Origin of the sequence: Ralstonia flaminis, from assembly GCF_958415495.1 — a bacterium.
GTDB classification, from domain to species: Bacteria; Pseudomonadota; Gammaproteobacteria; order Burkholderiales; family Burkholderiaceae; genus Ralstonia; species Ralstonia flaminis.
On record NZ_CATZLL010000005.1, the window covers coordinates 324,158 to 349,665 of the forward strand.

Consider the following 25,508-nt stretch of genomic DNA (forward strand, 5'->3'; position numbering starts at 1 on the left):
TCAGGCTGTGAAGCGGTACCCGACGCCGACCTCAGTCAGCAGGTACTCGGGCCGAGCGGGGTCGCGCTCAAGCTTGTGGCGCAGGTGGCCCATGTAGATGCGCAGATAGTGGCTGCTGTCGGAGTGCGCGGGGCCCCAGACTTCGCGCAGCAACTCGCGGTGGGTCATGACAGTGCCGCGCCGGCCTAGCAGCACCGCCAGCAGGCGATACTCGATCGGCGTGAGGTGCACGGCCTCACCGCTGCGGGTGACCAGGCGGCGCGCCAAATCCACCTCCACCTCGCCGAAGCGGATGACGCTGCCGCCGTCTTCACCGCGCTTGGCGTGTCGCCGCAACAGCACGCGTAGACGCGCAATCAGTTCGCCCACGCCAAAGGGTTTGGTGAGGTAGTCATCCGCACCGGCATCGAGCGCGTCGATCTTGTCGCGTTCATCCACGCGGGCCGAGAGCACCAGCACCGGCACCTCCGTCCAGGTGCGCAACTCGCGGATCAACTGCATACCGTCGCCATCTGGCAGGCCAAGGTCGAGGATCACTGCATCCGGCTGGCGTGTGCCGGCCTCGATCAGGCCGCGTTCGACGCGGTCGGCTTCATGGACTTCGCAGCCTTCTTCCTCCAGCGCAGCGCGGACGAAGCGGCGGATATGGGGTTCGTCGTCGATGACGAGGACGGTGGGCGTGAATGTGAACGGCATGGCACGCATTGTAGAGCGGCGCCAGCAAAACAAAAACGGACCCCGCAGGGTCCGTTTGCATTGGCGAATTGCCAGCCGTGCGGCTTAGGCCTTCTTCGCCCAGGCGCTGCACCAGCCCTTGTTGGCAACGTCCTTGCCGGCGAACAGCGGGCAGCCGCCTTGTGCGGCCGTACCGCCTTGGTACAGGGCGCAGTTGCCGCAGTGTTGATCTGCCGCGTGCTTCGGGAACTTGGCCTTGTCGACCTTGGTGGTGTCGGCCTTGTAGCCGAGGGCGGCGGCTTGCGGGTCGGTCTCCGCCACCATCGGTGCTGCCAGTGCCAGATCCGACATCGACATGACGGCGCCTGCGGCGGCCACGATCGGGATGCTCTTCAGGAATTGACGACGATTGGACATGCTGATTCCTTTTGTGGGAGTGTGTTGTATGGCGTCCCATGCTGCGCCGGCGCCCAAGCACCGGCTCGCCCTAGGGGACAGCGGACGGCGTCGGCGCGCCATTTTCCCGCTCGTGCATTCTGGCACAGCAATCGGCTGGAGGCACCTGCGTCTGGTCAATGTTCCCCATACCTGCGTGCAGTAATCACTGACTTCGGTAGTCGGTAATGCGGTCAGCGCATGTGGCCGGTACGCCGTGTGGCCGAGGAATGACGCGGCAATGGGGCTTGCCATCCCCCATCGGGTGGGCTGCCTTCATCGAGGCAGTCGACGCTTGCCCGCCGGGGATGGCAATTTGTCGCACGGGTCAGGCCAGCAGATCGCGCAGCGCCTTGATGAATACGTCGCATTCGTCATCGCTGCCGACGGTGATACGCAGATGCTGGTCGATGCGCGGCAGCTTGAAATGACGCACGAAGATCTCCTGCGCTTTCAGGCGGGCCGCAAGCGTGGCGGCATCGTGTGCCGGATGCCGCGCGAAGACGAAGTTCGCGGCCGACGGCACGACCTCGAACCCCAGCGCTTGCAGGGCTTGCGTCAGCCGATTGCGGCTGGCGATCACGCGTGCGCAGGTGGTGCGGAAGTAGGCGTCGTCTTCGTAAGCCGCCTGGGCTGCCACTTGGGCAAGGCGATCCAGCGGGTACGAATTGAAGCTGTCCTTCACGCGGTTGAGCGCTTCGATCAGCGTCGCGTGGCCAAACGCAAAGCCGACCCGCATGCCAGCCAGCGAGCGGGATTTGGACGTCGTATGCACGACCAGCAGATTCGGATAGCGGTCGACGAGCGTGATTGCCGACTGGGCGCCGAAATCCACATACGCCTCGTCGATCACGACCACCGACGACGGGTTGGCCGCGACGATCCGCTCGATCTCCGCCAGCGGTAGCGCGTGGCCGGTCGGCGCGTTCGGGTTCGGAAACAGCACGCCGCCCGCGTCGCCCAGATAGTCGTCAACGTTGATCGAAAAATCCTCAGCCAGCGGAATTACCTGGCACTGCACGCCGTACAGTCGCGCGTAGGTCGGGTAGAAGCTGTACGAGATGTCAGGAAAGCGCAGCGGCTTGTCGTGCTTGAGCAGCGCATGGAACACGTGCGCCAGCACTTCGTCCGAACCGTTGCCTGCGAACACCTGTTCGGGCTGCAAGCCGTGATGGGCAGCGACCGTCTCGCGCAGCCGGCGCGACAGCGGATCGGGATAGCGGCGCAGGCTGTTGCCCGTGCCGCCCAGTTCGCGGGCGATGGCCTCAACGACACGCGGCGACGGTGGGTAGGGATTTTCGTTGGTGTTCAGCTTGACCGGGTGCGCAAGCGCTGGCTGTTCGCCCGGCACATACGGCACCAGTTGCTGAACCACATCGCTCCAGTAACGGCTCACTGCTCGACTCCTGACGGGTGGGGTTCCGGCGTGCCTGATTGGCGACCAGCGGAATGGGGGATCGCGAAAAACGGCAGGGCACGGGGCTTGATCATGCGTGGCGCCACGTTTTGGCGGCGGCGCTATAGACTGCGGCAAAAATGCGATTCAGGTGAGGTGTCGCCGCAAAAATTTGCGCAATTCGGTAAATGTTTGGCGCGCCCGGCTGGGATCGAACCAGCAACCCCTGCCTTCGGAGGGCAGTACTCTATCCATTGAGCTACGGGCGCATATCGGCACAGAACGCGCCGAAAGAGAAGCCCCGCAGGATACCGTATTTGCATTCGGGCGTCCATCACGCCCAGGTCGCGTCGCCCGACGCAATGCCGTTTCCAGTGGTTTTTGACGCAGGTCGAAAAGCGCTGCCTAGGGCTCTCCCGCGTGTCAAACGGCTTGGCATTGCGGATATAATCGCCCGTCATTTGCCAGAAAATAAAGCGGGGACAGGTCTGTTCGGGCCAATGGGGCACGTCCCAAGGTCTTCCTGCCCTCATTGCGACCCCACGGGGCCTCACGCACTGCCGGCGATGCTTTCATGACTCGTGCCGGTGGCGCTCTGAGGCTTCAAGAGCGGTTCCACCATCCTGAGAGTTGAGCATGAGCGACGCGCAGCACGACGAACACGAGCCCCTGATCAAGACCCCCAAGCAGTTGATCATCGCGGTGATCGCCGCCTTTGTCGTTCCCATCCTCATCATCATCCTGCTGGCCAACTACGTTGGCCTGGGCGTCAAGGAAGGCGCCGGCAGCTCCGGCATGTCCGAAGAGGCCGTCAACGACCGCATCAAGCCCGTCGCGCAGCTCGAACTGAAAGACCCGAACGCCCCGCGCGTCTTCAAGACGGGCGAACAGCTCTACAAGGAAGTCTGCGCGACCTGCCATGCCGCTGGTGTAGCCGGTGCCCCCAAGTTTGGGGACGCGGCCAGTTGGGGGCCGCGCCTGTCGCAGGGCCTGGACGGCCTGACCAAGGTGGCGCTGGCCGGCAAGGGCGGAATGCCCGCGCGCGGCGGCACATCGCCTGATGACGTGAGCGACTACGAAATCGAACGTGCCATCGTCTACATGGCCAACTCCGGCGGCGGCAAGCTGCAGGAGCCGGCCGCACCGGCAGGTGGCGCCGCGGCACCGGCGGCTGCTCCGGCACCGGAAGCCGTGGCACCCGCAGCAGCACCCGCTGCCGCAGCAGCACCGGCACAGGTTGCTGCGCCGGCCGCAGCCGCTGCACCGCAGGCTTCGACGGGCGACGTCGGCAAGAAGGTCTACGACTCGACTTGCCAGATGTGCCACGCAGCGGGCGTGGCTGGTGCGCCCAAGTTTGGCGACAAGGCTGCCTGGGCGCCGCGCATTGCCGAAGGCAAGGCCAAGATGTACGACATCGCGCTGCACGGCAAGGGCGCGATGCCGCCCAAGGGCACCTACGCCGGTTCCGACGACGACGTGAAGGCTGCCGTCGACTACATGGCCGCCGCAGCCAAGTAAGTCATCACTCTCGTTGCGCGAAGAAGCCCGCTCAGTGCGGGCTTTTTTGTTGCCTGCCAAAGCAGGCGCCCAGTGGCAAGCCGATTGCTCACCTATGCTGGATATGCGGAGCCGATGCAGCCAGGCGGCATCGCTCCGCACGCGCCCAGGTTGACGCAAACGGAGGTTGCCATGCGAAGGGATCAAGGGTCATTGACCGACTGCTACTGGGCGGCGTTCGCCCTGATGCTCTGCGCCTCGACTGCCATGGCGGCCGAGAACTGGGTCAAGCTGTCCCCGCTGGCCGACAATGCCGGCACGCTCTACCTGGACAAGGATTCCATCGAGCGCAACAACGATGGCACTGTGCGCGCCACCTCGCGCGACGCCTATGACACGCCGCGCAAGCTCGCCGATGGCGTCGCGTACCAATACGATTCGCGCACGTCGGTCTACGACTGCAATAACGAACGCATCCTGCCGGTCAGCGCGCTGATCCAGGACAGCCAGCACGGCACCATCCTCTCCAAGAACATCGACAACCCCCGGTGGGAGCCCGTTGCGCCCAGCACGGAAGGTGAGGCCGTGCTGCGCGCGGTCTGTTTGCTGAAGTAGGGCCGCGTTACTGCGCGGCCGCTGCAGGCGCCAGGTCGACGCGCAGCGTGCCGTCTGCATCCATGCGGGTGGTGCCGCGCGCGGCGGCCTCGCGGTAGTGGTACAGGTCGAAGCGCAGCGGCCCGCGCGTCGATGTATCGGTAACGAGCACGCGGCTGTTGGTCACCAGCACGTTGTACATCTTCAAGTCACCGGACTGGATCCAGATGCGGCTGCCGGCGTCGGTCGGGGCGGGCGCGCACATGGACGGCGCCGGGCCGAAGCCAAGCACCAGGCCCTCGGGTGTCACGCGCGCTGTCTTCATCTCACCCACCAGGCGTGGCGGTGGGAACACCGTGGTCTGGTCCAGCACCATGGCGTTGCCGTCCAGCTTGGCGCCGCCACGATCGAGCGGTGCCAACTGCGACAACTCCAGCCCCATCCCCTTGAGCATCGCCAGCGTCTGGATGCCCATCACGCGTGCTTCACTTGGGGTGTAGACGAGGTAGCGTGACTCCTTGAGCTGGAGGGTGCCGCGCATGCCAAACGGCAGCCACACGCCCGGAAAGTGATTGCGCAGCTTGAGTCCGCCCGACACGTCGAGTACGCCATCGCCCGGCGTGAGCGACAGCGCGTTGAGCGAGCGCGGCGCGTAGTCCAGCAGGTACGTGTTGAACAGCGCGTCGAGCGATGCCTTGGGCACCGTTACCTCGCCGCCGAGGATGCGGATATCGAACTGGCTCGGGTCGTCCATGTCGACCGGCTGGCCGAGCGTGTGCGGCACGAGCTGCGCGGTGAGCTGGTGCACGTGGAAGCCGATGTCGCCGGTGATGCGGAAATCGACGTCGCGCATCTGCACCACAGGCGGCGCGGTGCGGGAGTCGCGCGCCGCAATGGCGCCGTTGGCATTGGCCGCACCGGAGGTCGGCTGGCAACGCTGGGCCCACTGCTGGCGGACCATGCTCAGTTCCTTGCGCTGGGCGCTGGCCATGGGAGGCTCGGCCGCACGCGTGAGCGTACTGGCCAGCAGACCGGCGAACCCCAGCGCCAGCAACGCCAGGCGCAACGTGAGGGCAGCAAGAGCGATGGCGGGGGCGATCATGGCGCGGTCCTCTTGGCGAGTTGCACGGCGGGTTTGGCGGAGGTGGCCGCAGGCTTGCCTGCACGCGCCACGGCGAGCGAGTCGAATGACGGCATCAGCACGCGAATGCTGCCGTCCGGCGAGAAGCGCAGCGACCCGGCAACGAGCTGATCCCGATAGCGGTACAGGTTGAACACGAAGGGCTTGGCCGGGTCGGCAACCATGATGTCGATGCGCGCGTTCATCGGCATCGAGCGCAGGAAGCGGATGTCGCCGCCTCGGAAGAGGATGTAGGGGCGCTGTGCATCCGCGGCGTTGGCCAGCGGCGGCATCTGCGGGTTGCCGTCGCCGATCTGCATGACGAGCCCGTCGCGCGTGACGCGGATGGCGGAGACCTTCAGATCCAGCGCGGGCGGTGGGAACAGCTTGGGCACCTGCATGACGATCTCGCTGCCGGTGAGCTGCACAGCCGGCGTGGACACCGGTAACAGATCGGCCAATTCGATATGTGCAGCGCCCATCAGCGCGCCGGCATCCTGGCCTTGCACCTTGACCACGTTGGGGTGGAACACGATGGTCTGCGAATCGCGCAGCACGAGCGGGCCGCGCAGCTCGATCGGCACCCAGGCGCCGCGCCGGCGCATCTCGGCGCGCATGTCGAGCACGCCGTCATCCAGCGCGAAGCTGAAGCGCCGCAAGGGCGGATCACTGCCCGGCCCGCGCGCGAAGACCACGGTGTTGAACAGCGCGGCCATGCTGTCGGCGCTCACGCGCACCATGCCACTGACGGGCTGCAGCGTGTACGACGACACATCGTCGAGCCAGACCGGATCGCCCGGCTGGCGCGGCACCATGCGCAGCGCGAGCTGGTCGACCAGGAAACCGACGCCGCCGTCAAAGCGGAAGTCGACATGGCGCAGGTACGAGATCGCATCAGGCTGGCCGGAATCGCGCAGCGTGGTCGGACGGACTTCGCGCGTGGCGAGGTTGCCCGATTGGAACGGCGCGCGTGCCTGCTGGCGCGCGTCTTCCAGTTGCTTGGCCTTGGCAGCTTCGATGCCGCCATGGCCGTCACCGGCACTCGCACAACTCTGCAACAGCAGCGCTGCACACAGGACGCCCGCAGCCCGAAGCGCCCAACTACGGTTGCCCAAGTTCAAGTTCCACATCGACGGTCTCCTCGTCGTGAGAAAAGCACCGGATACGTCCGGCAACCCGGCGCGGCTATGTTGCCGCGCTCGTGTAGAATTTTTTGCATGCCTGCCCGCAAACCAACCGGCGATGCCGGTCCGCCTGTTACGCCGCCTGCCCGCGAATTCACCATTGATGAGCTCGCGCGCGCGGCCGAGACCACTGTCCGCAACGTCCGCTCGTACCAGGACCGCGGCCTGATCGACCCGCCTGAGCGGCGCGGGCGCGTGGGCATCTACACGCAGGCGCATCTCGGGCGGCTCAAGCTCATCAATCACCTGCTGGCGCGCGGCTACACGCTCGCCAACATCCAGGAATTGCTCAAGGCCATCGTCGAAGGCCACGACCTGCGCTCCATCCTCGGGCTCGAATCCGCCATCAGCAGCCCGTGGTCGGATGAGCAGCCCAAGCACTTCTCGCTGCTGGCGCTGGCCAAGCTGTTTGGCCGTTCCATGTCGCGCCAGGCGCTGGCCCGTGCTATATCGCTCGGCATGCTGCAGCCAGACGGCCTGGGCTATCTGGCCCGCAGCCCCAAGGCGTTGCTGGCCGGCGCACAAATGGCGAAAGCCGGTTTCCCGTTGGTTGAAGTGCTCGACATTCTCGAGCGGGCCCGTCCGCATACGCAGGCCGTGGCCGACGATCTTGTCTCCATGGTCGTGCGCGAACTCGACAAGTACGGCGAAGGCCAGCTGCCGCCGGTCGAAGATGTGCCGCGTCTGGTCGACGTGATCTGGCGCATCCGCCCATTGGCGCTGGTGGCAGTCGAGGCCGAGCTGATGCGTGCGCTCGAGATCGCCGCCAACAAGTACCTGGGCGATCGCGTGGCGCAGGTCATCGAGCATTTGCACGAGTCGCCGAATCCCTCGAACTCGCCGGACAAAGGCTAGTGTCTCCGGCGCGCCCATGCGTGGGGCGCGCCTTATCTATTTCTAGTTTGATCCTGATGCAGTGGGTACCGCAGGTGTTTTGAATGCCTGCTCAGGACCCGGCTGCACTTGCCGCCGACAACTTGCGGCGGATCGACGGCGACGGCGCCTCGCCATTGGCGGCGGCATACGCTTCAATCTCCGAGATCAGCTTGGGCAGGCGCTCAAGCGCCGCGCGGTTGTCCTCATCCCACGGGTGGAAGGATGGCCGGAAGAAATCGAAGAACTCCGGAATGATCTTGCGCAGCGGTGCCGGGTGGATCCACAGGAAGTGGAACGCGCGGCCCAGGCCAAAGAACTTGTTCTTGCAGGTGCGGTCCGCAAAGATCAGCCGCAGGTGCACGTAAAACACCATCGACCAGAACAGCACCGTGGTCGTCAGCATCACCGAGGTGCGCAGGATGTAGCGACGCAGCCCTGGCTTGATGGCGAGGTTCCACACGTCGTAGCTCACGGCCTTGTGCTCGGTCTCTTCCATCGCGTGCCACAGCCAGACCTGGCGATAGCCGGGTTCGGAATTGCGGCCCAGGCCGTCTTCGTGGCTCAGCACCTGATTGGCCAGCATGGCCGTGTAGTGCTCCAGCGCCACTGTCACCGCCAACTGGTGCGACTTGGGCGTGTACTTGCGCAGCACATTCAGGAACTTGCCGACAAAGCGATCAATGCGATTGGCGGGCAGGCCGGCGCGGTCGAGCAGGTCGTTATACAGCACGTGCTCACGCGTGTGCATGGCCTCCTGGCCGATGAAGCCGGCCACGGCCTGCTTGAGTTCGGGGTCGGTCACCAAGTGCCGGTAGTTGCGCACGCTGTCCATGAAGAAGCGTTCACCGGTCGGGAAGAAGATCGACAGCGCGTTCAGGAAGTGGGTGACGTGGTGGCCTCGCTCGTGCCAGTTGCTGATGCGATCAGCTGGCAGGTGAGGATGCACGTCGCGGCGGACTGGCATCATGGGCGGTTCTCCTGGTATGTGGTTTCTGCAAGGCGCGCTGCTGCGCGGCCCTGGTCTAGGAATGCACAGAGGTCGGTCCCCACGCGCACGGGGTCTTCCTCCATCGGGATATGGCCGAGCGCCGGATACATGCGCAGCGTGGCGCCTGGAATGCGGTGGGCAAATTCACCGGCATGCGCGGGCGGGATCCACCGGTCGCGCTGGCCCCACAGGATCAGCGTCGGCACACGGATGGCGGCCAGCCCGCTGGTATCGACATCGTCAAAGCGGAACTTCGGCACCATCTGGCCGATGGCCTGGCGGGCACCGTCGGCATAGAAGAAATCGGCGTAGCGGCGCAGCGTGGGTTCGGACACGCGCGACGGGTCGCCATACACATCGCGCGTGGCGGCGCGGATGATGCCTTCAGGTAGCATCCACGGCGACGTCAGCCGCACGCTCAGGTGGTTGAACAGGTCGATGTAGATCGGCAGCTTCATCGGGAAGCCGGCTGAGTCGATCAGCACGAGCTTCTCGACACGGCCCGGGTGCCGCACCGCAAAGTCCCACGACACCATGCCGCCGAGCGAGTTGCCGATCAGCGTGAGCTTGGACAGCCCGAGCGAATCGACAAACGCGTCGATGAAGTCGCGATACAGCGGCAACTCCATCGCGCGCGGGCGGCCTTGTGCGTCGCGCAACGGCCCGGTGATGCCGAACGGCGGCAGGTCCAGCCGGATCACGCGGTAGCGGCGCGTGAGCTGGGGCAGCACGCCGTCCCACGTGTGCAGCGATGCGCCAAAGCCGTGGATTAGTAACAGCGTGCCCTCGGCGTTGGCTGCGCCTTCATCGGTGTAGTGCACGCGCGTGCCCATCAGCGGCAGGTAGCGCGACTGCGGCTTGGCGTAACGGGCGATCAACACGTCGCGCCCGATGCTGCGCAGGCCGATGCGGCCGGGGCGCAGCATCGCGCGGGCGACGTTGAGCAGCGTTGCGCGCGGGGGGCTGGCGAACAGTTCACCGGAAGCGGTGTTCAGCGGCGGCGTGGATGCGATGGTTTTCATCGGCCGGCTCCGGTCTTTACTTGGCGCGTGCGGTGGCCGGCGCTGCGTCGTCGCGCAGTGCCTTCTTGCGTGTGCGGCGGGCCTCGCGCACGACCAATGCCTGATAGGCGGCGGGCAGCAGGCGGGCCATCACATCGGCGGCGTGGGCATCCGGGCCGATCAGCACTCGGCGCTTGTTCTTGCGCACGCCATCGAGAATGACTTCGGCAGCCTTCTCGGCGGTGGTGATGAAGAACTTCTCGAACTCTTCCTTGCCCTGCTGCTCATCGCGCACCAGGAAGCCGTTCATGCTCGGCGATACGCGGCTCGACTTGGCGATGTTGGTCTTGATGCCGCCGGGGTGCACGCACGTGGCTGACACGCCGCAGTTCATCAGGTCCAGTTCCTGGCGCAATGCCTCGGTATAGCCGCGCACGGCGTACTTGCTGGCGTTGTAGGCGCCCATGCCCGGCTGCGCGAAGATGCCGAAGATGCTCGACGTATTGATGATGTGCCCATCGCCACTCGCCTTGAGCAGCGGCAGGAAGGCCTTGGTGCCGTGCACGACGCCCCAGAAATTGATGTTCATGATCCAGGCCAGCTCGTCGTCGTCCATGCCTTCGATCGTGCTGGACAGGGCCACGCCCGCGTTGTTGAAGATCAGATTGACCTTGCCGTGCGCGGCGGCGGCTTCTTCGGCCCAGCGGTAGACGGCGGCACGGTCGGCCACGTCGACGGCGTGCGTGGTGACACGGATGCGGTCGCCTTCATGCGCACGCACCAGTTGCAGCGTCTGCGCCAACGCAGCTTCATTGCGATCCGCCAGCGCGAGGTGGCAGCCCTCGCGCGCCAGTTGCAGCGCCAGCGTGCGGCCCATGCCCGATGCGGCACCGGTGATGGCGGCAACCTTGTTGTTGAATGACTTCATGACGTGGTCTCCGGGAGGCTTGCGCGCAGGTCAGGCGCGGTCGAGCGCTTCTTCGTTGGGGGTGGTGTCGGTAGCAGCAGGCACGGTGCGGGCGGGCACGCGCAGCGGTACGCCCTTGGGCACGGCCATCGGGCGCGTGCGGTAGTCGGCCAGGCGGAAGCTTGCGGTGGCGCGGCGGAACTGCCACGTGAAGCCCGGCCACAGCGTGGTGTTCTTGCCGGTCTTTGGATCGAGGTACCAGCTCACACAACCACCGGCCGACCAGATGGCATTCGACAGCCGCTTCTGGATGCCGTCGTTGAAGCGACGTTGCACGTCGAGACGTACGTCGATGGTCGCCACGTTATGCGCGCGCATCGACTTGAGCGCATCGACGATGTACGCCACCTGCGACTCGATCATGAACACCATCGACGAGTGGCCGAGCCCCGTATTGGGGCCCACCACCATGAAGAAGTTCGGGAAGCCCGACACCGTGGTGCCCAGGAACGCTTCTGCCCCGTTGCGCCATGCATCGACGATGTCCATGCCCTGGCTGCCAAGCAGCACGCCGCGCGGGAACGGATCGGTGGCATGAAAGCCTGTGCCGAAGATCAGGCAATCGACCTCGCGCCGCTTGCCGTCGGTGGTGACGATGGCATTCGGCTCGACACGTGCGATGCCGGTGGTAATGACGTCGACGTTCTCCCGCGTGAGTGCCGGGTAGTAATCGTTCGAGATCAGGATGCGCTTGCAGCCGATGGTGTAATCGGGCGTGACCTTCTCGCGCAGCACCGGGTCGGCAATGCGGCGCTTGATGTGGCTGCGCGCCATGCGCTCCACCGCCTTCATCAGCTTGGGGTGAATCACAAAGCCCAGCACGCGCGATTCGAGCATCCAGTAAATGCTGGTGCGCATCAGCTTTTGCGTGAACGGCAGGTGGCGGAACAGCCAGTGCTCGGCACGCGAGACCTTGCGGTCCGGCTTGGGCAGGATCCACGGCGGGGTGCGCTGATATAGATCGACGCGGCCGGCCTTGGGTGCGATCTGCGGGACGAACTGGATGGCCGACGCGCCCGTGCCGATCACGGCGACACGTTTGCCGCGCAGGTCGTAGTCGTGTTCCCACAACTGAGAGTGGAACGCCTTGCCCTGGAAGGTTTCGATGCCGGGGATGTTCGGCCACGACGGGCGGCTCAGGCCGCCCATGCCGGAAATGAGCGTGCGTGCGCGGTAGCGTCGGCCGTCGGCCATCTCCAGGTTCCACACGCCGGCGGCATCGTCGAAGGCGGCGCGCGCCAACTCGTGATGGAAGCGCACGTGCGGGCGCACGCCGAATTCATCGGTGCAGCGCTCCAGGTACGCGCGGATTTCTGGCTGCGGTGAATACATGCGCGACCAATCTGGATTGGGCGCGAACGAAAACGAGTACAGGTGCGATTGCACGTCGCACGCGCAGCCCGGGTAGTGGTTGTCACGCCACGTGCCGCCCACCGACCCGGCCTTCTCGAAGACCAGGAAGTTGTCGATGCCGTGCTGCTTGAGCTGGATGGCCATACCCAGCCCGGCAAAGCCGGTGCCGATGATGGCAACGTCGACCAGCGCGGGGGCGTCGCCGCCGTGCGCGGCCGAGGCAGACGAGTCGGCGCGAGGAAAATCGGACCGTGCATTCACGTGGTGTCTCCGCGGGCACCACATGACATCATGGGCGCCTCTTAATGTGACATTGATCGATGTCATCGTAGGAGGCGCCCCCGGTCGAGTCAATCGACCGATTGGAAAAGAACATCTAAAAGCGGCGCATCAGGCGCTTGAAACGGATTTTCCTTATGAATCCGTCACTTGCGTGCGGTGCACAACGCCCTGGCTGGCGGTTTCGAGCGCTGTCATCAGCCGTTGAAGATGCGCGAGCAACCGCATCACACGCTCGCCGGCCGTGTGCAAGTCGGCGTCGGCGGCGCTGTGGATGGCATGGCGGAAGGCCTGCATTTCGGCATCGACGGAGGGGCTGCGCAGCAAGGCCAGGGCGCCGCCCGTGCGGTGTGCCCATTGGCGCAGGGCGGTACGGTTGGCAGCGTTCAACAGTGGGCGCAACTGCTGCGCATCGTCATCCAGTGACGACAGGAAGATCCCGACCAATCCGTCCGCAGCCGGCCCGATGCCCAGCGTGCGCTGCAGATCGTCGAGCGACATGGCGATGGCGTCGTCGTCTGCCGCAGCGCCCGCGTCTGGCGCGTCCTCGGGGCCTGGCGCGGCCGGCCAGAGTGCCGACAGCGCTTCCTGCAAGGTGGCCAGTGTGGTCGGTTTGAGCAGGCTGCCATCCATGCCGACGGCGCGGCAGCGCGCGTGTTCTTCGGCCAACGTGGTGGCGGTGATGGCGATGATGGGCAGGCGCGCGCCATCCGCACGTTCCTGTTCCGTCTTGCGGATGTGCGCGGCCAGGTCGAATCCGTCCATGCGCGGCATGTGGCAGTCGGTCACGAGCGCATCGAAATGGCCCTCGCGCAGGCGTTCGAGCGCGGCGATGCCGTCTTCAGCCAGCGTGACGCGGTATCCCAGCAACCGCAGTTGCTTGGCGATCAGCTCGCGGTTGATCGGGTGGTCTTCTGCCACCAGGATGTGTGCGCCCAGCGCTTGGTTGGGCATTGCAAGCGGTGCGACGGGCGCTGGCGTGCTGGCCGGCTTCATCACCTCCGGTTGGGGCAGGGCACGCTCGCAGGCGTGCAGGAAGGCAAGCCAGCTCAACGGATTGACGCTGAGGACTGCGCCACGCTTGGCGTAGCGCACCTCACGCGTGATGCGGATGGCTCCTGGCTGCGCCTGCTGCGATGTGGTGAAGCGCATGTCTGCGCGGGCCCCCGACGTGACATGCAGTCCTGCTGCCTCGGCAAACTGCGTGAGGCAGCGGTGATCGATAGTCGAGTCCACGTCGATGGCAACGCTGCGGCCGGCCAACTGCGGCAGCGCATAGCGGGCCGCCACAACCGGCACCGGCAACCGTAGCGTGATGGTCGTGCCGCGCCCGGGGGCGCTGTCCATGTCGAGCGTGCCGCCCATCAGCCCGGCAAGCTGCCGCGAGATCGCCAGGCCCAGGCCGGTGCCGCCGTAGTTGCGCGTGGTCGAGCGCTCGGCCTGTACAAACGGCGCGAACAACGTGGCCTGCACCTCGGGGGTGATGCCGATGCCCGTGTCGGTGACATGGATGGCGATCTGCGCGGCGCCGTCGTCAACGCGGGCGCATTCGGCCTTGAGACTGATGCTGCCGCGATCCGTGAACTTGATGGCGTTGGAGAGCAGGTTGAACAGCACCTGCCGCACGCGCACGCTGTCGACCGACACCGTGGCCGGCACGTTGGCTGCCACGTCCACGTGTACCGCCAGCGATTTTTCATGCGCGCGGCTGGCCAGCAGGCCGACCGTGCCGTCAAACAGCTCGCGCAGATCGGTGTCCACCGGCAGGATGTCCAGGCGACCCGCTTCGATCTTGGCGTAGTCGAGGATGTCGTCGAGGATGTGCAGCAGCGCGCGGCCCGAATCCTGTACCAGCGACACCATCTGCTTCTGCTCGCCCTCCAGCTTGGTCTGCTGCAATAGCTCGACCAGCCCCAGCACGCCGTTCATGGGCGTGCGGATCTCATGACTCATCATGGCCAGGAAACGATCCTTGGCCAGCAACGCCGATTCGGCTGCATTCTTGGCGGCTTCCAGTGCGTCGGCCTGTTCCCGCTCTGCGGTGACGTCGCTCAGGTAGCCGTTCCAGACGATGCGGCCATTCGCTTCCCGGTGCGGGTTCGAGCGCGCATGCAGCCAGCGGATCGAGCCATCGTCGCAGACATGGCGAAACTGCAAGTCGAAGGGTGTCAGGTGCTGCGCGGAGGCGTGCTGCATCTCTTCCATGCGCTGGCGATCCTCTTCATGAATCAGCAGCGCAGGCGTGGACAGATACGTCAGCAGGTCGTCGGGATGGGCGCCCAGGGTCTCGTAAGCCTTGCCGGCTGCATAGGTCATCCGGCCCGGAGGCTGATCCGGCGCCATCTCGAACTGGTAGACCAGCGCCGGCAGCGATTCAGTCACCTCGCGCAGGCGCCGCTCCAGGCGCTCGGCGCGCGCCTGGGCTTCGCGGATCTCGCTGACGTCAACAACCGAGGTGATGATGCCGCCAGGCTGGCCGCCGGGCAGGTGGAACGGCTCGACCCAATACAGCACGTTGCGCGATTGTCCGTCGGGCGTGGTGATGGCGATTTCCTCGCGCGTGCTTTCGTCGGTTTCCAGGGCGCGCCGATTGATGTCGGACAGGTAGGCGATATTGCTCGCGGAATACAGGCCGAGTTCGCCCGGCGTGCGGCCCAGCAGCGCCTCGCGCGGGCGGTCGAACATGTTGCAGAAGGCGGCGTTCACGGCCACGTAGCGGTGCTGCGCATCCTTGGCCGCCAGCGGGAAGGGTACCGACTCCATCAGCGCACGCTGGAAGTTCAGCTGGCGCGCGAGCGTTTCTTCGGCCAATCGACGTTGCCGGTTTTCGCGACGCAGTTGCAGGTGCTTGATGAACAAGGCCACCAGTGCGGCCAGCACGATTGCCACCACCGGCCCGAACCTGGCAAGCAGTGCAGAGGCGGACGGGCCCAACTGATAGCTCACCGACAGCCACTTGTTGCGGATGCTGATCTGCTCACCCTCCGGCATGGCGAACAGTGCACGGTTGATGAGCGGCTGCAGCGCCGCATAGTGCGCCGATACCCCAACGCCGATGCTCTCCGTCAGGTTGGCCGAACCCGTTACCTTCAGTTCGCCAGGGAAGTGATGGCGGATCAGTGCGTCCGCCACCGGCAGGTTGACAATGGTGAAGTCGGCCTGCCCCGCGGCCACCTGAGCCAGTGCGTCATTGGGCGAGGCGGCCGGTACGATGCGGATTCTCGGCACGTTCCTGCGCAGCACGTCGGCCAGCGTATCGCTGCGTGGCAGGGCGACTACCTTGCCTGCAAGCTCGGACAGTGCGGCCACCGCCAGCGCATCGTTGCGCCCGACGATGACCATCGGGGTGGTGTCGACTGGGTGGCTGAACGTGAACCCGGGCGGGTGGTAATCCTGATCGGACAGGCCCAGCAGGATGTCGATCTCGCCCGCGCTTGCCTTGGCCAGCGCATCAGCCCAGTCACGTACATGCACGCGCTCAAAGCGCAAGCCGAGCGTGCGCGATAGAAAGTTCAGGTATTCGGGCAGGATGCCCAGCAACTCGCCGCGTTGCTCGTTGAAGCTGTAGGGCATGTAGTCGGCATCGGCTGCGTAGCGCAGGGGCGGCAGCGCGGCCAGCATGGAGCGTTCTTTGGCGGATAGCCGCAAGGCCACGGTGCTGGCGCCGCCCTGCGTGATCCAGCGCGTGCGCAGGTCGCTTATGGCGGCATCTGGCAACTGTGCGAGATGGCGGTCAAGGTAGCGGATAAGTGCGACGCGGTTGCTTGGCGCCGCAAAGTGCATTGCATCGACTTGCTGGTTGACCAGTTGTACAACCGACAGGGGCCGGTAGCGTGGCTGCGACATCAGCTCACGCGTCGGGTAGGTGACGCCCACATAGGCATCTGCTTCACCCTGCAGCACGGCGTCGAGCGCTTCGGTGGGCGTTGGTGTGCTCACCATGCGGACGCTGGGGTACTGGCGCGGCAGCTCTTCCACAAGCGGCGAGCCCTGTTCCACCGTGATCCGCGCGCCGGAGAAGAACGGATTCTGTGCCACGCGCGTGTTGTCGCTGCGTGCGACCACGGCAGTCGGGCGCTCCAGATAGGGGGCGGAGTATTCCAGGCAGCGGTCGTACTGAGAGCGCGGCACTACGCTCATGATGATGTCGACCTCGCCTCGGCATGCCGCGTTGAGCAGCTCGTCGCGGCGGCTGAACACGCGAGGCGTGATCCGCACGTGGTCGTGCGGCAGTAGTTGTATCAGCAGGTCGCCCGAGAAGCCGGTGAGCTTGTCGCCCGCCACGCCTTCGAGCGGCATCATCGATTCCCCGACGACACCCACGGTGAGCTTGGGCGGGATCTGGTGAAAGAGCTGGACGGCGTGAGCGGCGTCCTCCGCATGGGCTTTACCCGCGCCGCTCAGCCAGGCCAGCGCAACTGCGCAGGCCAGCAGGCCTGCACCGATGCCCATACGCAACCGCCCCCGGGGCGACAAGGGGGAGAACCTCACGCGCCAGCTCATGGCTCAGCCCTCGGAGGTGCCAAGCAGGCCGTGTCGCACGGCAAAGTCGAACAGAGCGGCCTCGGTGGTCAGCGCGAGCTTGCGCATGCCCGTCTGCTTCTGCGCGCTGATGGTCTTGACGCTGCGGTTCAGTCGCACGGCAATCTCGCTGACCGTCATGCCGGTCACGTACATGCGCAGCACTTCCAGCTCACGCTTGCCGAGCAGGTTGATCGGGTCGTTCTCGGCCGGTTCCGGTGCGACGGTGCGGCGGATGAGCTGGGCGTCGAGCTGCGGCGAGAGATAGATGCGATCGCTCAGCGCGGCGCGCACGCCTTCGAGAATGTGGCGCGGCTCGTCAGCCTTGCTGACGATGACCTTGATGCCGGCACGCAGGATGTTGCTCATCAGCGCGCGCGTCTCCAGCATGGTCAGCACCATGATGCGCAGGTCCGGGTGGCGGCGTGCGAGGAATTCGAGCAGGACGATGCCATCGCCGTAGCGGCTGCCTGGCATGGCGTAATCGGTGATGGCGATGTCGCAGCGCACGCGGCCGAGCACTGCGAGCAGTTCGTCGGCGCTGCTCGCTTCTCCCACCACCTCGAAGCCGTCGACCCGCGAAACGAGGTGCCGCACCGCGGCCACTACGCCAGGATGGTCATCTGCAATCACGAGTTGGATGGGGGGCTGCATGTCAACAAGTCTCCAGAGCGTGTAACGTGCGGCAACCTGTTTGCCGCATTGCCGAGAATCGCTGAAGCAGCAACGAGGGAAAATCGGAAAAGTCTTATTAATGCCCCTCGATCTGCGCGCTTCTGGTGCAAATTCGTTAAGACATGTCACAAGTGACGTGGCGCGTCCTATGTGAGGGCACGCCTTCGTGCGTGGCACAATGCACGCGCTCCAAATCTGTCGATCGCCATGACGCCCAACCTGCCCACCACTCCATCGGCTGCCACGCGCCAGCAGAGCGCCGAACGTTCCACGCTCGTAAGCGCCGGGGTCAATTGCCTGCTCTCCGCGGGGCAGATTGCGGCGGGGCTGTGGTCGCACTCGCAGGGGCTGGTGGCGGACGGTCTGCACACGCTGTCGGACCTGATTGCCGATGGCATCGTCTTCATCGCCAACCGCAACAGCCACAAGGGGCCGGACGAAGATCACCAGTACGGTCACGCGCGCTACGAAAACGCGGCGTCGCTCGGGTTGGGCCTGCTATTGGTGACCGCCGGTGCCGGCATGATCTGGGCGGCTGTGGAAAGCCTGCGCTCGCCGCAGGGGCCGGCGCCGGTGCACGGCTTGGCCCTGGTGGTGGCGCTGATTGCGCTGGCCGCCAAGGAGGGGCTGTTCCGCTACATGCTGGCGGTGGCCAAGCGCATTGGCTCGCGCATGCTGATTGCCAATGCGTGGCATGCGCGCTCCGATGCGGTGTCGTCGCTGGTGGCGGCGGTGGGCGTGGCGGGCAACCTGATGGGCTACCACTGGCTGGACCCGTTGGCTGCCTGCGTGGTGGGGCTGATGATCGGTCGCGTGGGCCTGCGCTTCGCGTGGGAAGCGCTCAACGATCTGATGGACCGCGCACTGCCGCCCTCAGAGGTGCAGGACATCCGCGCCAGCCTGGCTGCCACGCCAGGGGTCATCAACGTGCATGACCTGCGCACGCGCGTGACGGGCGATCAGGCACTGGTGGATGCCCACATTGAAGTCGACCCGCGCGTGTCGGTGAGCGAAGGTCACGCTATTGCCGTGCGCGCCCGCGCCAGTGTGCTGGCCGCGCACACCGCCATGGCCGTGCTCGATGTGCAGATCCACGTCGACCCGCGCGAGCGCATTGCGACCGATCCGCTGCCGCTACCCGATCGTGATGCGTTGCACGCCGCGCTGGCGCAACTGCTGCCTGCCGGCACGCCGCTCGATGCCCGGCACTGTGTACTGCACTATGTGGATGGCGCGGTCGAGATGGACCTGATCTTGCCGGCTGCGCTGGCGGCCGAGCCCGCCCGTATTGCCGCTGCGCTGCAAACGCGCTGGGACGGTCTCGTCCGCCTGCGCGTGCTGAGCACTGACTAACGGCACTGCTCGACCGCGCTGGGTGGTTGCGCCTTGGCTGGGTCAAAGCGCAACAGCTCCAACCCTTTTTCTGTGAGCGACAGCCAATCGAGCGAACCCGAGGTGCGCAGCAGCCCGATGCTGCCTACCGGGCGCCATTGAGCCGGTTTCTCACCCGTTTCCATTAGCGTGCCGGATAGCGTGAGCGAATCCGGCCCCACCGCGAACTGCAGCAGGCGGCCATCGGCAGCCGGCGTGTAGGCGGTGCGATCCGAGATGGTGATGCCCGCTTCGCGCACCGTTGCCGGCATGCAGGAGATGGATGCGCGTAGCTTGCCCTCGCTGTCGATCAAGTCGGCAAAGCCATTGCCCTTGGCAACACCAACCAGCAGGAAGCGCTCAACCGCTGGCAACCACGCAACGCTGTAGGTGTAGTACTGCAGATGTTTGTGCAGGAGCTGTTCGCCGGTCACGCGTCCGCTGACGGGGTCCAACACCGCGATCTTCAGATTGGCTTCGGACTGCCCAGGCACGAACTGCTGCCAGGCGAGCAGTGCCCGCGTATTGCCGCCCGCGATCATGGGCCACCATTCGCGGCGTTCGTCGGCAATGTTGATGTCGTGCAGGCGCCGGCCACGTCCGTCGTACACCTTCACATAGACACCGTTGCCGCTGCCGAGGTTGTCGACGCCGCCGCCGTTGATCCAGCCATCGGAATAGAACACCACGAAACGATCGCCCACGGCCGTGATGTGGCCTGAGTGCCCGCCCGATTCCACCTGCTGCGGGTACGGCTTGATCGGGCGCAGCGCGGTGTTGTAGATGCCATAGCGCTGTGTGACGTTTTCCGGTGCGTTCCAGCCGTCTTCAAACGACACCATCACCTGTCCGGTGCGGTTGCGCGCCACCGTGACCGGCTCCTGCGCCTCGGGTTTCTGGATGAAGATGCGCGGCGCGTCCAGCACGCCTGTATCGGCATGCCACTGGGCCACGTACACGTCGTGCGGCCAACTGCCGTTGCGATCGGCACCGCGTGGCGGCAGGCCCGAGGCGCTGAAGAACACGTTGAACGTGTTGGCGGCCGTGGCCGGCACGGCGCCAATGCCGTGCATGTACTGGCGCGGGTCGGGTGCACTGGCCTGGGCAAGGGTGGCGGCGGCCAGTGTGCAGGTCAGGCAGGCCAGGCCTAGCAGCGCGTGCCGCAGGCGGAACGGGAGGGACGTCGGTCGGGGCATGCAGTGCTCCATAGGCGGCGCTCCATCGGGAGCAGGGTGCAAAGGCGTAGCAAACGCGGAACCCATTGGGCCGTGCCCGCATGGTGAAGTTGCTGCGCGAACGGGGGAGCCCATTCGGACGAGGGTGGGCCCTAACTCCTCGCCATGGCAATCAAGTTTCGGCCCTGCCTGCCGTTCTCATGGGCAAGAGCGGAACCGATTCCGCCGATCCCTTCCCCAGCACGGTCAGAGTGGGCTCAAGCCTGCCGCCCTCCGCGCTAAAACCGACCAACGAGAACAACATGACGCAGCGAGTTGCAAGTGAGTCAACGCGCCGATGGCGCAGTGAAGTGGCGGAGGCACGCTCTACCGTGCGGCAGGAGTTTGGCGTGTCGCCCGAGAGTTTGCCGCGCGAGGCACTCATCGCCGCTCTGACGGATGCCATCTGGGCGCAGCGTGCTGCCTATGCACGCATGCGCGAGACGCTGGTCGTGCAAACCGAGTTGGCCGACGAATCGATGTGACCTGTGCGCGCCGGCTTGTCGTGCCGGCCTGCACAGGCGTTTTCTAGTAGGTGATGTGATGCGGTACTGCGGTTCGCTGGATCTGGAACATCTGCTGCGCCAGCCGTTTGCCCAACTGGGGCGGCTGGTGCGGGACACCGACACCGGGCAGCCCCTGCCCCCGGTCGAGGTGGCTGCACGCGCCGTGCTGCTGCGCGCCGCAGGCTACGAAGTCATGCCGATGTGCGCGCATCACGACCACCGCGGCTTCTGCCTGGGCCACGCAGACGAGCCCATTGGGGTGTAAGCGTCCAGCGTGTGCGTAGATGTGCACAGAATGTCGGATGAAACCCGGCCCTTGCGCCGGGTTTTTCATTTCAGCGCGTCCAGCTCCGGGTAGTGGCGGAAGATACCCATCGTGTTGAAGGGAAGACGCCGTGGCGATTGCAGATACGCCGCAATGTTTGGCTGCGCGGCCACGCGATCACGCAGCGCGACCAGGTGCGGCAGCCTGCGTTCATAGCGCTGCATGTGACGCGGGAACGCGTAGCGCAGCCCCGCCACGATTTGGAACAGCGACAAGTCCACATAGGTGAGCGCGCCTCGCACCGCCCAGGTCGGGCCGACGGGATTGCGATCGAGCACGCGCTCGAAGTAGTGCAGGAACTTGGGGGCGCGGTTGGTCAGGAAATCCTGTGCGCGGCGCAGCGCTTCGGTCTGCTGGTCTTCGTAGTACTCGCACGAGGCGATCGGGTGGTGCGTGTCGTGAATTTCCACCACGAAGTCGGCAATCGTCAGTTGCAGGCCGTGCGTCCACAGCCCGCCGGCCTCGTCCTGCGGCGCCAGGCCGTAGTGCTGGCCAAGGTACAGCAGGATGTTGGCCGTCTGCGCGATCACCAGTTCGCCGGCCACCAGAAAGGGCGGTGCGAACGGCGGTGTGGTGATGCCGGCATCGTCGAGAAAGGTTTCGATGGCGGCCTCGTCTTCACGGCCGATGTCGGTGTACGGCACCGCCGCCTGCTCTAGCGCGAGGCGCACGAATTCACCGCGGCCCTGGATCTCGGGCCAGTAATAGAGCGTGGTTTCCATGGTCGGGCCGGGTCAGGGAGGGCCAGCGCTGCGTGCCGCATCGCAGCAGAAAAGGTGACTGCAAACGATAATAGGCGGTCGACTTTGCGCTTGTTGCCCCATTCTTTCGCTGTGAACGCTCCATCCTCCGGCGCGCCTGCCGCCGCGCCAACATCTGCGCCCGCCATTGAACCCGCCGACCCTGCCCGCTGGCTGGTCCGAGGGCACCCCGGCTATCTGCGCGCCAATCTCGCGCTGTTTGCCGCGGGCTTCTCCACCTTCTCGCTGCTGTATTGCGTGCAACCGCTGATGCCGTTGCTGGCACATGATTTTGGACTCACGCCCGCGCAGACGAGTCTCGTGCTGTCGGTGTCGACGCTGCTGCTGGCGTTTGCAATCCTGTTTGCGGGGCTGCTGTCGGAGTCGATCCACCGCAAGACATTGATGGGTGGGTCTCTGGTGCTGTCGTCCGGGCTCACCTTGCTGGCGGCGGTGCTGCCAGGCTGGCATGACCTGCTGGTCACGCGTGCGTTGCTGGGCATCGTGCTGGGCGGCGTGCCGGCAGTGGCGATGGCGTACCTGGCCGAAGAGGTGCACCCGCAGGGCCTGGGCATGGCGATGGGCCTGTACGTGGGCGGCACGGCCTTTGGCGGCATGGCCGGGCGCGTATTGACCGGCGTGGTGGCCGACCATACGGGCTGGCGCATCGCCATGGGCGTGACCGGCGGGCTGTGCCTGGTGGCTGCGCTGGTCTTCATCTGGTTGCTGCCGCCGTCGCGCCGCTTTGTGCCGCGCAAGGGTCTGGTGCTTGGTGATTTGCTCGACACGCTTGCCGCGCATCTGCGCGAGCCCGGCCTGCGTGCGCTGTTTGCCATGGGCTTTCTGCTGATGGGCGGCTTCGTCACGATCTACAACTACGCGAGCTTTCATCTGCTCGATGCGCCGTACTCCCTGAGTCAGACGGCGCTCGGGGGCATCTTCATGGTGTATCTGCTGGGCATCGTTGCGTCTGCATGGTTTGGGCGCATGGCCGATCGGCATGGCCGCGGCCGCATGCTGCTGACGGGCACGGTGTTGATGTCGGCCGGTGTGCTGCTGACGCTGGCGGCGCCGCTGGTGCTGGTGATCGGCGGCATTGCGCTGCTGACCTTCGGCTTCTTTGGCGCGCATGCAGTGGCCAGCGGCTGGGTTGGGCGCCGCGCGCAGCGGGCCAAGGGGCAGGCTGCAGCGCTCTATTTGCTGGCGTATTACCTGGGGTCCAGTCTGATCGGCACGGCGGGCGGCAAGCTGTATGCGCCGTGGGGCTGGCCCGGTGTGGTGGCGCTGGTGTCGGCACTGATGCTCTGCGCGCTGGCCACAGCCGCCTGGCTGTGGCGGCGTGCCCCTCTGCCGCTGGGCGCCAAGCGTTGAGGCCTCGGGCGCCGCGCCAACGGGCAGGGCGCGAGGGAATTCGGGTATGGTGCAGTGTTCCGTGTCTGCACGATCGCTTTCCTCATCATGCGCACCCACCTTCTGTTATTGACGCAGCGGCTGCCGCTGCTCGGGCTGTTTCTCCTGATGCTGGGGGCCGCGCATGCGGCGCCAGTGTCGTTCTCCAAGTTGGCGGGGCTGCCTTCCTCCAGTGGCAGCGCGTCTGCGCCAGCGGCCACACCCGCGCAGACACGCGAATCGCTCGATGCCGTCATCACGCTGCTCGACAACGATCAGCAGCGCGCCGCGCTTGTGGGTGAACTCAAGCAGTTGCGCGATGGCGTGACCGCGCAGCAGAAGGTGCAGGCCGAGCAGGCGCCGGGGCTGCTCGGCGCTGTGGCCTCGCTGATCGAGAACGGCTCGGTGGAAGCCGACGTGGAAGCCGGCGCGCCGCGCTACTGGCAGCGCCGCCTCGAAGCCGCCAGCGGCAACGCCAGCCTGCTCGTCGCGCCCGAGAAGCGCATGCGCATCGTGACCGACTTTGTGGGGACCGTCGCCGTTTGGGCAGCCATTGCCGGCGGGCTGCTTGGCCTGGGCTGGTTGCTGCGTCGCATGTTCGGCATCCAGGCCGGGCTTGGCGCCCACCCGACCACGCGCGCCTTGTTTGTCGATGCACTGCGCAAGATCGGCCCGTGGGCGGTGTCGTTTGCCGTGTTGATGCGATGGGAGCACGAGGCCACGCCGGGCTTTGTGCTGGCGGTGGTGCTGGCGTATGCCATCGTATGGGGCGCGATCATCACGGCGGGCGTGGCGATGTTGTTCTCGCTGTTTGCCGGCAGTGCGCACCGGCGTGTGGCCGTGGAGTACCTGCTCAAGCACGGCATGTGGCCAATCTTCCTGACCGCCAGCCTTGGCGCCTGTGGCGACGCGCTGCTGGATCCGCGCGTGGCGCTGATGCTGGGCGGTGCGCTCAGCCTGCTGTTGTCGACCGTCTGCAATGCGGTGTCGTCGATCATGCTGGCAGTGGGCGCGCTTTGGGCACGGCGCCCGATCGGCCAGTTGATTACCAACCGGCCGTTGGAACTGCGTCAGGGCGAGCACGCCGGCAACGAGGTCCGCCGGTTGATTGCTGCGCTGTGGCCGGTGCCCGTGGTGGTGCTGGCGGGCGTGACGGTGGCGGCCACGCTCACCATGCCCGACAACGTGGATGCCATCTCGCGCCGCGCGGTGATGACCTCGCTGCTGCTGGTGGCGGCGTTCTTCCTGACCGCCGTGGTGCGCCCACGCGCGAACTGGCGCTCGCACCTGCGGCTCACGAGCACGTCACCGTACGTGGAGCGGCTTAAGCATTTCTTTGCGGCGCTGGTGCAGCTCGGCATCTGGATTGTCTTTGTCGAGCTGGTGCTGCGCGTGTGGGGCCACACGCTGGTGGAGGTGATGCACAGTTCCGTAAACGGGCGGCGCATTGCCGATGCGTTGGCGGGGCTGATCAGCACCGTGTTTGCCACATGGCTCGCGTGGATCTTGCTCGATACGGCCATCCTGCGGGCGTTGTCACCGGCCACATCGCGCGCGCAGCCCAGCACACGTGCGCGCACGATCCTGCCGCTGCTGCGCAACGGCCTGAAAGTCACGCTGATCGTGACGGCCGCCATTGGCGTGCTGGCCAACCTGGGCGTGAACGTGACGCCACTGGTGGCCGGCGCCGGGGTGATCGGCCTGGCGGTGGGCTTTGGTGCGCAGTCGCTGGCGCAGGACCTGATTACCGGCATCTTCATCCTGATGGAAGACACCATCAGCGTGGGTGACACGGTGGATGTGGGGGTGGCCACCGGCACCGTCATCAGCCTGACCATTCGCACGGTGCGATTGCGGGACGGCACGGGCGCGATCCACTCGATTCCGTTCAGCCAGATCAAGACCGTACGCAACCTCTCGCGCGATTACTCGTTTGCGGACTTTGAGGTGCGCGTTGCCATGGATGCCGATCCGCAGAAGGCGATCGACCTCGTACGCACGGCAGCCGACCAGATTGCCGGCGAGCCGCGCTTTGCCTATACGCTGTTGGGGGGTGCCGAAGTGTTTGGGCTGGACCGATTTGACAGCAGCAATGGCGGCGCCATGATCGTCAAGGGCCGCTTCAAGACGCGCCCGCAGAAGCAGGCCGAGGTGCTGCGCGCCTTCAACGTCGTGCTCAAGGATGCGTTTGATGAGGCGAAGATGCCGCTGGCGACGCCGGCTACGGTGTTGCGGACGTCGCCCGCGTTTGAGCAGTGGATGACGCAGGTGGGTGGGGAGAGGGTATCGCTGGGCTCGAATGAGCCGCCTGCGGGGGCGACTGCTTAAGGACGTTGTTGGTTTGCGCCCTTTTCGTCCCCTGCCGGGGGCGACTCACTTTCTTTGTCTTGCCAAAGAAAGTA

At 65.8% G+C, this 25,508-nt stretch carries 21 protein-coding genes and 1 tRNA gene; 8 read left to right on the forward strand and 14 right to left on the reverse strand.

What is annotated here, in order from left to right:
• The 4 genes from kdpE to R2N11_RS10365 all read right to left on the reverse strand — a co-directional run bounded on the left by kdpE (position 1) and on the right by R2N11_RS10365 (position 2,775).
• A complete protein-coding gene (kdpE, locus tag R2N11_RS10350) occupies positions 1–705 on the reverse strand; it encodes a two-component system response regulator KdpE (protein ID WP_199030645.1) in 705 nt (234 codons plus the stop codon).
• Positions 706–780: 75 nt separating this feature from the next.
• A complete protein-coding gene (locus tag R2N11_RS10355; RefSeq protein ID WP_021197298.1) occupies positions 781–1,092 on the reverse strand; it encodes a high-potential iron-sulfur protein in 312 nt (103 codons plus the stop codon).
• Positions 1,093–1,438: 346 nt separating this feature from the next.
• Entirely contained in the window at positions 1,439–2,506 is a 1,068-nt protein-coding gene (hisC, locus tag R2N11_RS10360; protein ID WP_316681029.1) for a histidinol-phosphate transaminase, read from the reverse strand.
• Between the two features lie 193 nt (positions 2,507–2,699).
• Positions 2,700–2,775 (reverse strand) — tRNA-Arg (locus R2N11_RS10365).
• Positions 2,776–3,142: 367 nt separating this feature from the next.
• On the opposite strand from R2N11_RS10365, the gene R2N11_RS10370 reads away from it, so the two are divergent.
• Both R2N11_RS10370 and R2N11_RS10375 read left to right on the forward strand, forming a co-directional pair.
• A complete protein-coding gene (locus tag R2N11_RS10370) occupies positions 3,143–4,024 on the forward strand; it encodes a c-type cytochrome (RefSeq protein ID WP_316681030.1) in 882 nt (293 codons plus the stop codon).
• 171 nt (positions 4,025–4,195) lie between these two features.
• Positions 4,196–4,618, forward strand: a complete 423-nt coding sequence (locus R2N11_RS10375) for a surface-adhesin E family protein (protein ID WP_430715429.1) — start codon at positions 4,196–4,198, stop codon at positions 4,616–4,618.
• 7 nt (positions 4,619–4,625) lie between these two features.
• Here the strand turns inward: R2N11_RS10375 and R2N11_RS10380 are convergent, their stop codons facing one another.
• Together R2N11_RS10380 and R2N11_RS10385 are read right to left on the reverse strand one after the other, a co-directional pair.
• Complete coding sequence (locus tag R2N11_RS10380) at positions 4,626–5,699, reverse strand: DUF2993 domain-containing protein (RefSeq protein ID WP_316681031.1); 1,074 nt, start codon at positions 5,697–5,699, stop codon at positions 4,626–4,628.
• Complete coding sequence (locus tag R2N11_RS10385; protein WP_316681032.1) at positions 5,696–6,847, reverse strand: hypothetical protein; 1,152 nt, start codon at positions 6,845–6,847, stop codon at positions 5,696–5,698. The genes R2N11_RS10380 and R2N11_RS10385 overlap by 4 nt, the downstream gene beginning before the upstream one ends.
• 87 nt (positions 6,848–6,934) lie before the next feature.
• On the opposite strand from R2N11_RS10385, the gene R2N11_RS10390 reads away from it, so the two are divergent.
• A complete protein-coding gene (locus R2N11_RS10390) occupies positions 6,935–7,756 on the forward strand; it encodes a MerR family transcriptional regulator (protein ID WP_316681033.1) in 822 nt (273 codons plus the stop codon).
• Between the two features lie 91 nt (positions 7,757–7,847).
• On the opposite strand, the gene R2N11_RS10395 is transcribed toward R2N11_RS10390, so the two are convergent.
• From R2N11_RS10395 to R2N11_RS10420, 6 genes are all read right to left on the reverse strand, one after another.
• Positions 7,848–8,744, reverse strand: a complete 897-nt coding sequence (locus tag R2N11_RS10395; protein WP_199033156.1) for a metal-dependent hydrolase — start codon at positions 8,742–8,744, stop codon at positions 7,848–7,850.
• Positions 8,741–9,760 (reverse strand): alpha/beta fold hydrolase, encoded by a 1,020-nt coding sequence (locus R2N11_RS10400; protein ID WP_316681070.1) that lies wholly within the window; start codon positions 9,758–9,760, stop codon positions 8,741–8,743. The genes R2N11_RS10395 and R2N11_RS10400 overlap by 4 nt, the downstream gene beginning before the upstream one ends.
• A 43-nt stretch (positions 9,761–9,803) precedes the next feature.
• Positions 9,804–10,694, reverse strand: coding sequence for an SDR family NAD(P)-dependent oxidoreductase (locus R2N11_RS10405; protein ID WP_199030895.1), 891 nt, complete (start codon positions 10,692–10,694; stop codon positions 9,804–9,806).
• Between the two features lie 30 nt (positions 10,695–10,724).
• Positions 10,725–12,347, reverse strand: coding sequence for a flavin-containing monooxygenase (locus R2N11_RS10410; protein WP_199030896.1), 1,623 nt, complete (start codon positions 12,345–12,347; stop codon positions 10,725–10,727).
• 153 nt (positions 12,348–12,500) lie between these two features.
• Positions 12,501–16,823 (reverse strand): ATP-binding protein, encoded by a 4,323-nt coding sequence (locus R2N11_RS10415; protein ID WP_430715435.1) that lies wholly within the window; start codon positions 16,821–16,823, stop codon positions 12,501–12,503.
• Between the two features lie 48 nt (positions 16,824–16,871).
• Positions 16,872–17,540, reverse strand: a complete 669-nt coding sequence (locus R2N11_RS10420; protein WP_199030898.1) for a response regulator — start codon at positions 17,538–17,540, stop codon at positions 16,872–16,874.
• A gap of 228 nt (positions 17,541–17,768) precedes the next feature.
• On the opposite strand from R2N11_RS10420, the gene R2N11_RS10425 reads away from it, so the two are divergent.
• On the forward strand, positions 17,769–18,914 hold the full coding sequence (locus R2N11_RS10425) for a cation diffusion facilitator family transporter (RefSeq protein ID WP_199030899.1): 1,146 nt from the start codon (positions 17,769–17,771) through the stop codon (positions 18,912–18,914).
• On the opposite strand, the gene R2N11_RS10430 is transcribed toward R2N11_RS10425, so the two are convergent.
• Positions 18,911–20,128: a hypothetical protein gene (locus R2N11_RS10430; protein WP_316681036.1), complete on the reverse strand. Its 1,218-nt coding sequence runs from the start codon at positions 20,126–20,128 to the stop codon at positions 18,911–18,913. The two genes, R2N11_RS10425 and R2N11_RS10430, sit on opposite strands and share 4 nt — an antisense overlap.
• Positions 20,129–20,409: 281 nt before the next feature.
• Here R2N11_RS10430 and R2N11_RS10435 point away from each other — a divergent pair, with 281 nt between their 5' ends.
• Positions 20,410–20,631: a hypothetical protein gene (locus R2N11_RS10435; RefSeq protein WP_199030901.1), complete on the forward strand. Its 222-nt coding sequence runs from the start codon at positions 20,410–20,412 to the stop codon at positions 20,629–20,631.
• Between the two features lie 58 nt (positions 20,632–20,689).
• Positions 20,690–20,917: a hypothetical protein gene (locus R2N11_RS10440; protein WP_199030902.1), complete on the forward strand. Its 228-nt coding sequence runs from the start codon at positions 20,690–20,692 to the stop codon at positions 20,915–20,917.
• Between the two features lie 65 nt (positions 20,918–20,982).
• On the opposite strand, the gene R2N11_RS10445 is transcribed toward R2N11_RS10440, so the two are convergent.
• Entirely contained in the window at positions 20,983–21,699 is a 717-nt protein-coding gene (locus R2N11_RS10445) for a glutathione S-transferase (RefSeq protein WP_199030903.1), read from the reverse strand.
• Positions 21,700–21,810: 111 nt separating this feature from the next.
• Between R2N11_RS10445 and R2N11_RS10450 the strand changes: the two genes are divergently transcribed.
• Complete coding sequence (locus tag R2N11_RS10450) at positions 21,811–23,088, forward strand: MFS transporter (RefSeq protein ID WP_316681037.1); 1,278 nt, start codon at positions 21,811–21,813, stop codon at positions 23,086–23,088.
• An 87-nt stretch (positions 23,089–23,175) separates the two neighbouring features.
• Positions 23,176–25,434 carry a mechanosensitive ion channel family protein gene (locus tag R2N11_RS10455; protein ID WP_316681038.1) on the forward strand — a complete coding sequence of 753 codons (2,259 nt, stop codon included), beginning with the start codon at positions 23,176–23,178 and terminating at the stop codon, positions 25,432–25,434.
• The last annotated feature ends 74 nt before the right edge of the window (positions 25,435–25,508 follow it).

Bases quoted from the DNA above. Each gene is read 5' to 3' on its own strand.
- R2N11_RS10445 (WP_199030903.1), bottom strand. From the start codon at position 21,699: ATGGAAACCACGCTCTATTACTGGCCCGAGATCCAGGGCCGCGGTGAA.
- kdpE (WP_199030645.1), bottom strand. From the start codon at position 705: ATGCGTGCCATGCCGTTCACATTCACGCCCACCGTCCTCGTCATCGAC.
- R2N11_RS10355 (WP_021197298.1), bottom strand. From the start codon at position 1,092: ATGTCCAATCGTCGTCAATTCCTGAAGAGCATCCCGATCGTGGCCGCC.
- R2N11_RS10395 (WP_199033156.1), bottom strand. From the start codon at position 8,744: ATGATGCCAGTCCGCCGCGACGTGCATCCTCACCTGCCAGCTGATCGC.
- R2N11_RS10380 (WP_316681031.1), bottom strand. From the start codon at position 5,699: ATGATCGCCCCCGCCATCGCTCTTGCTGCCCTCACGTTGCGCCTGGCG.
- R2N11_RS10455 (WP_316681038.1), top strand. From the start codon at position 23,176: ATGCGCACCCACCTTCTGTTATTGACGCAGCGGCTGCCGCTGCTCGGG.
- R2N11_RS10390 (WP_316681033.1), top strand. From the start codon at position 6,935: ATGCCTGCCCGCAAACCAACCGGCGATGCCGGTCCGCCTGTTACGCCG.
- R2N11_RS10370 (WP_316681030.1), top strand. From the start codon at position 3,143: ATGAGCGACGCGCAGCACGACGAACACGAGCCCCTGATCAAGACCCCC.
- R2N11_RS10425 (WP_199030899.1), top strand. From the start codon at position 17,769: ATGACGCCCAACCTGCCCACCACTCCATCGGCTGCCACGCGCCAGCAG.
- R2N11_RS10375 (WP_430715429.1), top strand. From the start codon at position 4,196: ATGCGAAGGGATCAAGGGTCATTGACCGACTGCTACTGGGCGGCGTTC.
- R2N11_RS10405 (WP_199030895.1), bottom strand. From the start codon at position 10,694: ATGAAGTCATTCAACAACAAGGTTGCCGCCATCACCGGTGCCGCATCG.
- R2N11_RS10440 (WP_199030902.1), top strand. From the start codon at position 20,690: ATGCGGTACTGCGGTTCGCTGGATCTGGAACATCTGCTGCGCCAGCCG.
- R2N11_RS10385 (WP_316681032.1), bottom strand. From the start codon at position 6,847: ATGTGGAACTTGAACTTGGGCAACCGTAGTTGGGCGCTTCGGGCTGCG.
- R2N11_RS10435 (WP_199030901.1), top strand. From the start codon at position 20,410: ATGACGCAGCGAGTTGCAAGTGAGTCAACGCGCCGATGGCGCAGTGAA.
- R2N11_RS10430 (WP_316681036.1), bottom strand. From the start codon at position 20,128: ATGCCCCGACCGACGTCCCTCCCGTTCCGCCTGCGGCACGCGCTGCTA.
- R2N11_RS10420 (WP_199030898.1), bottom strand. From the start codon at position 17,540: ATGCAGCCCCCCATCCAACTCGTGATTGCAGATGACCATCCTGGCGTA.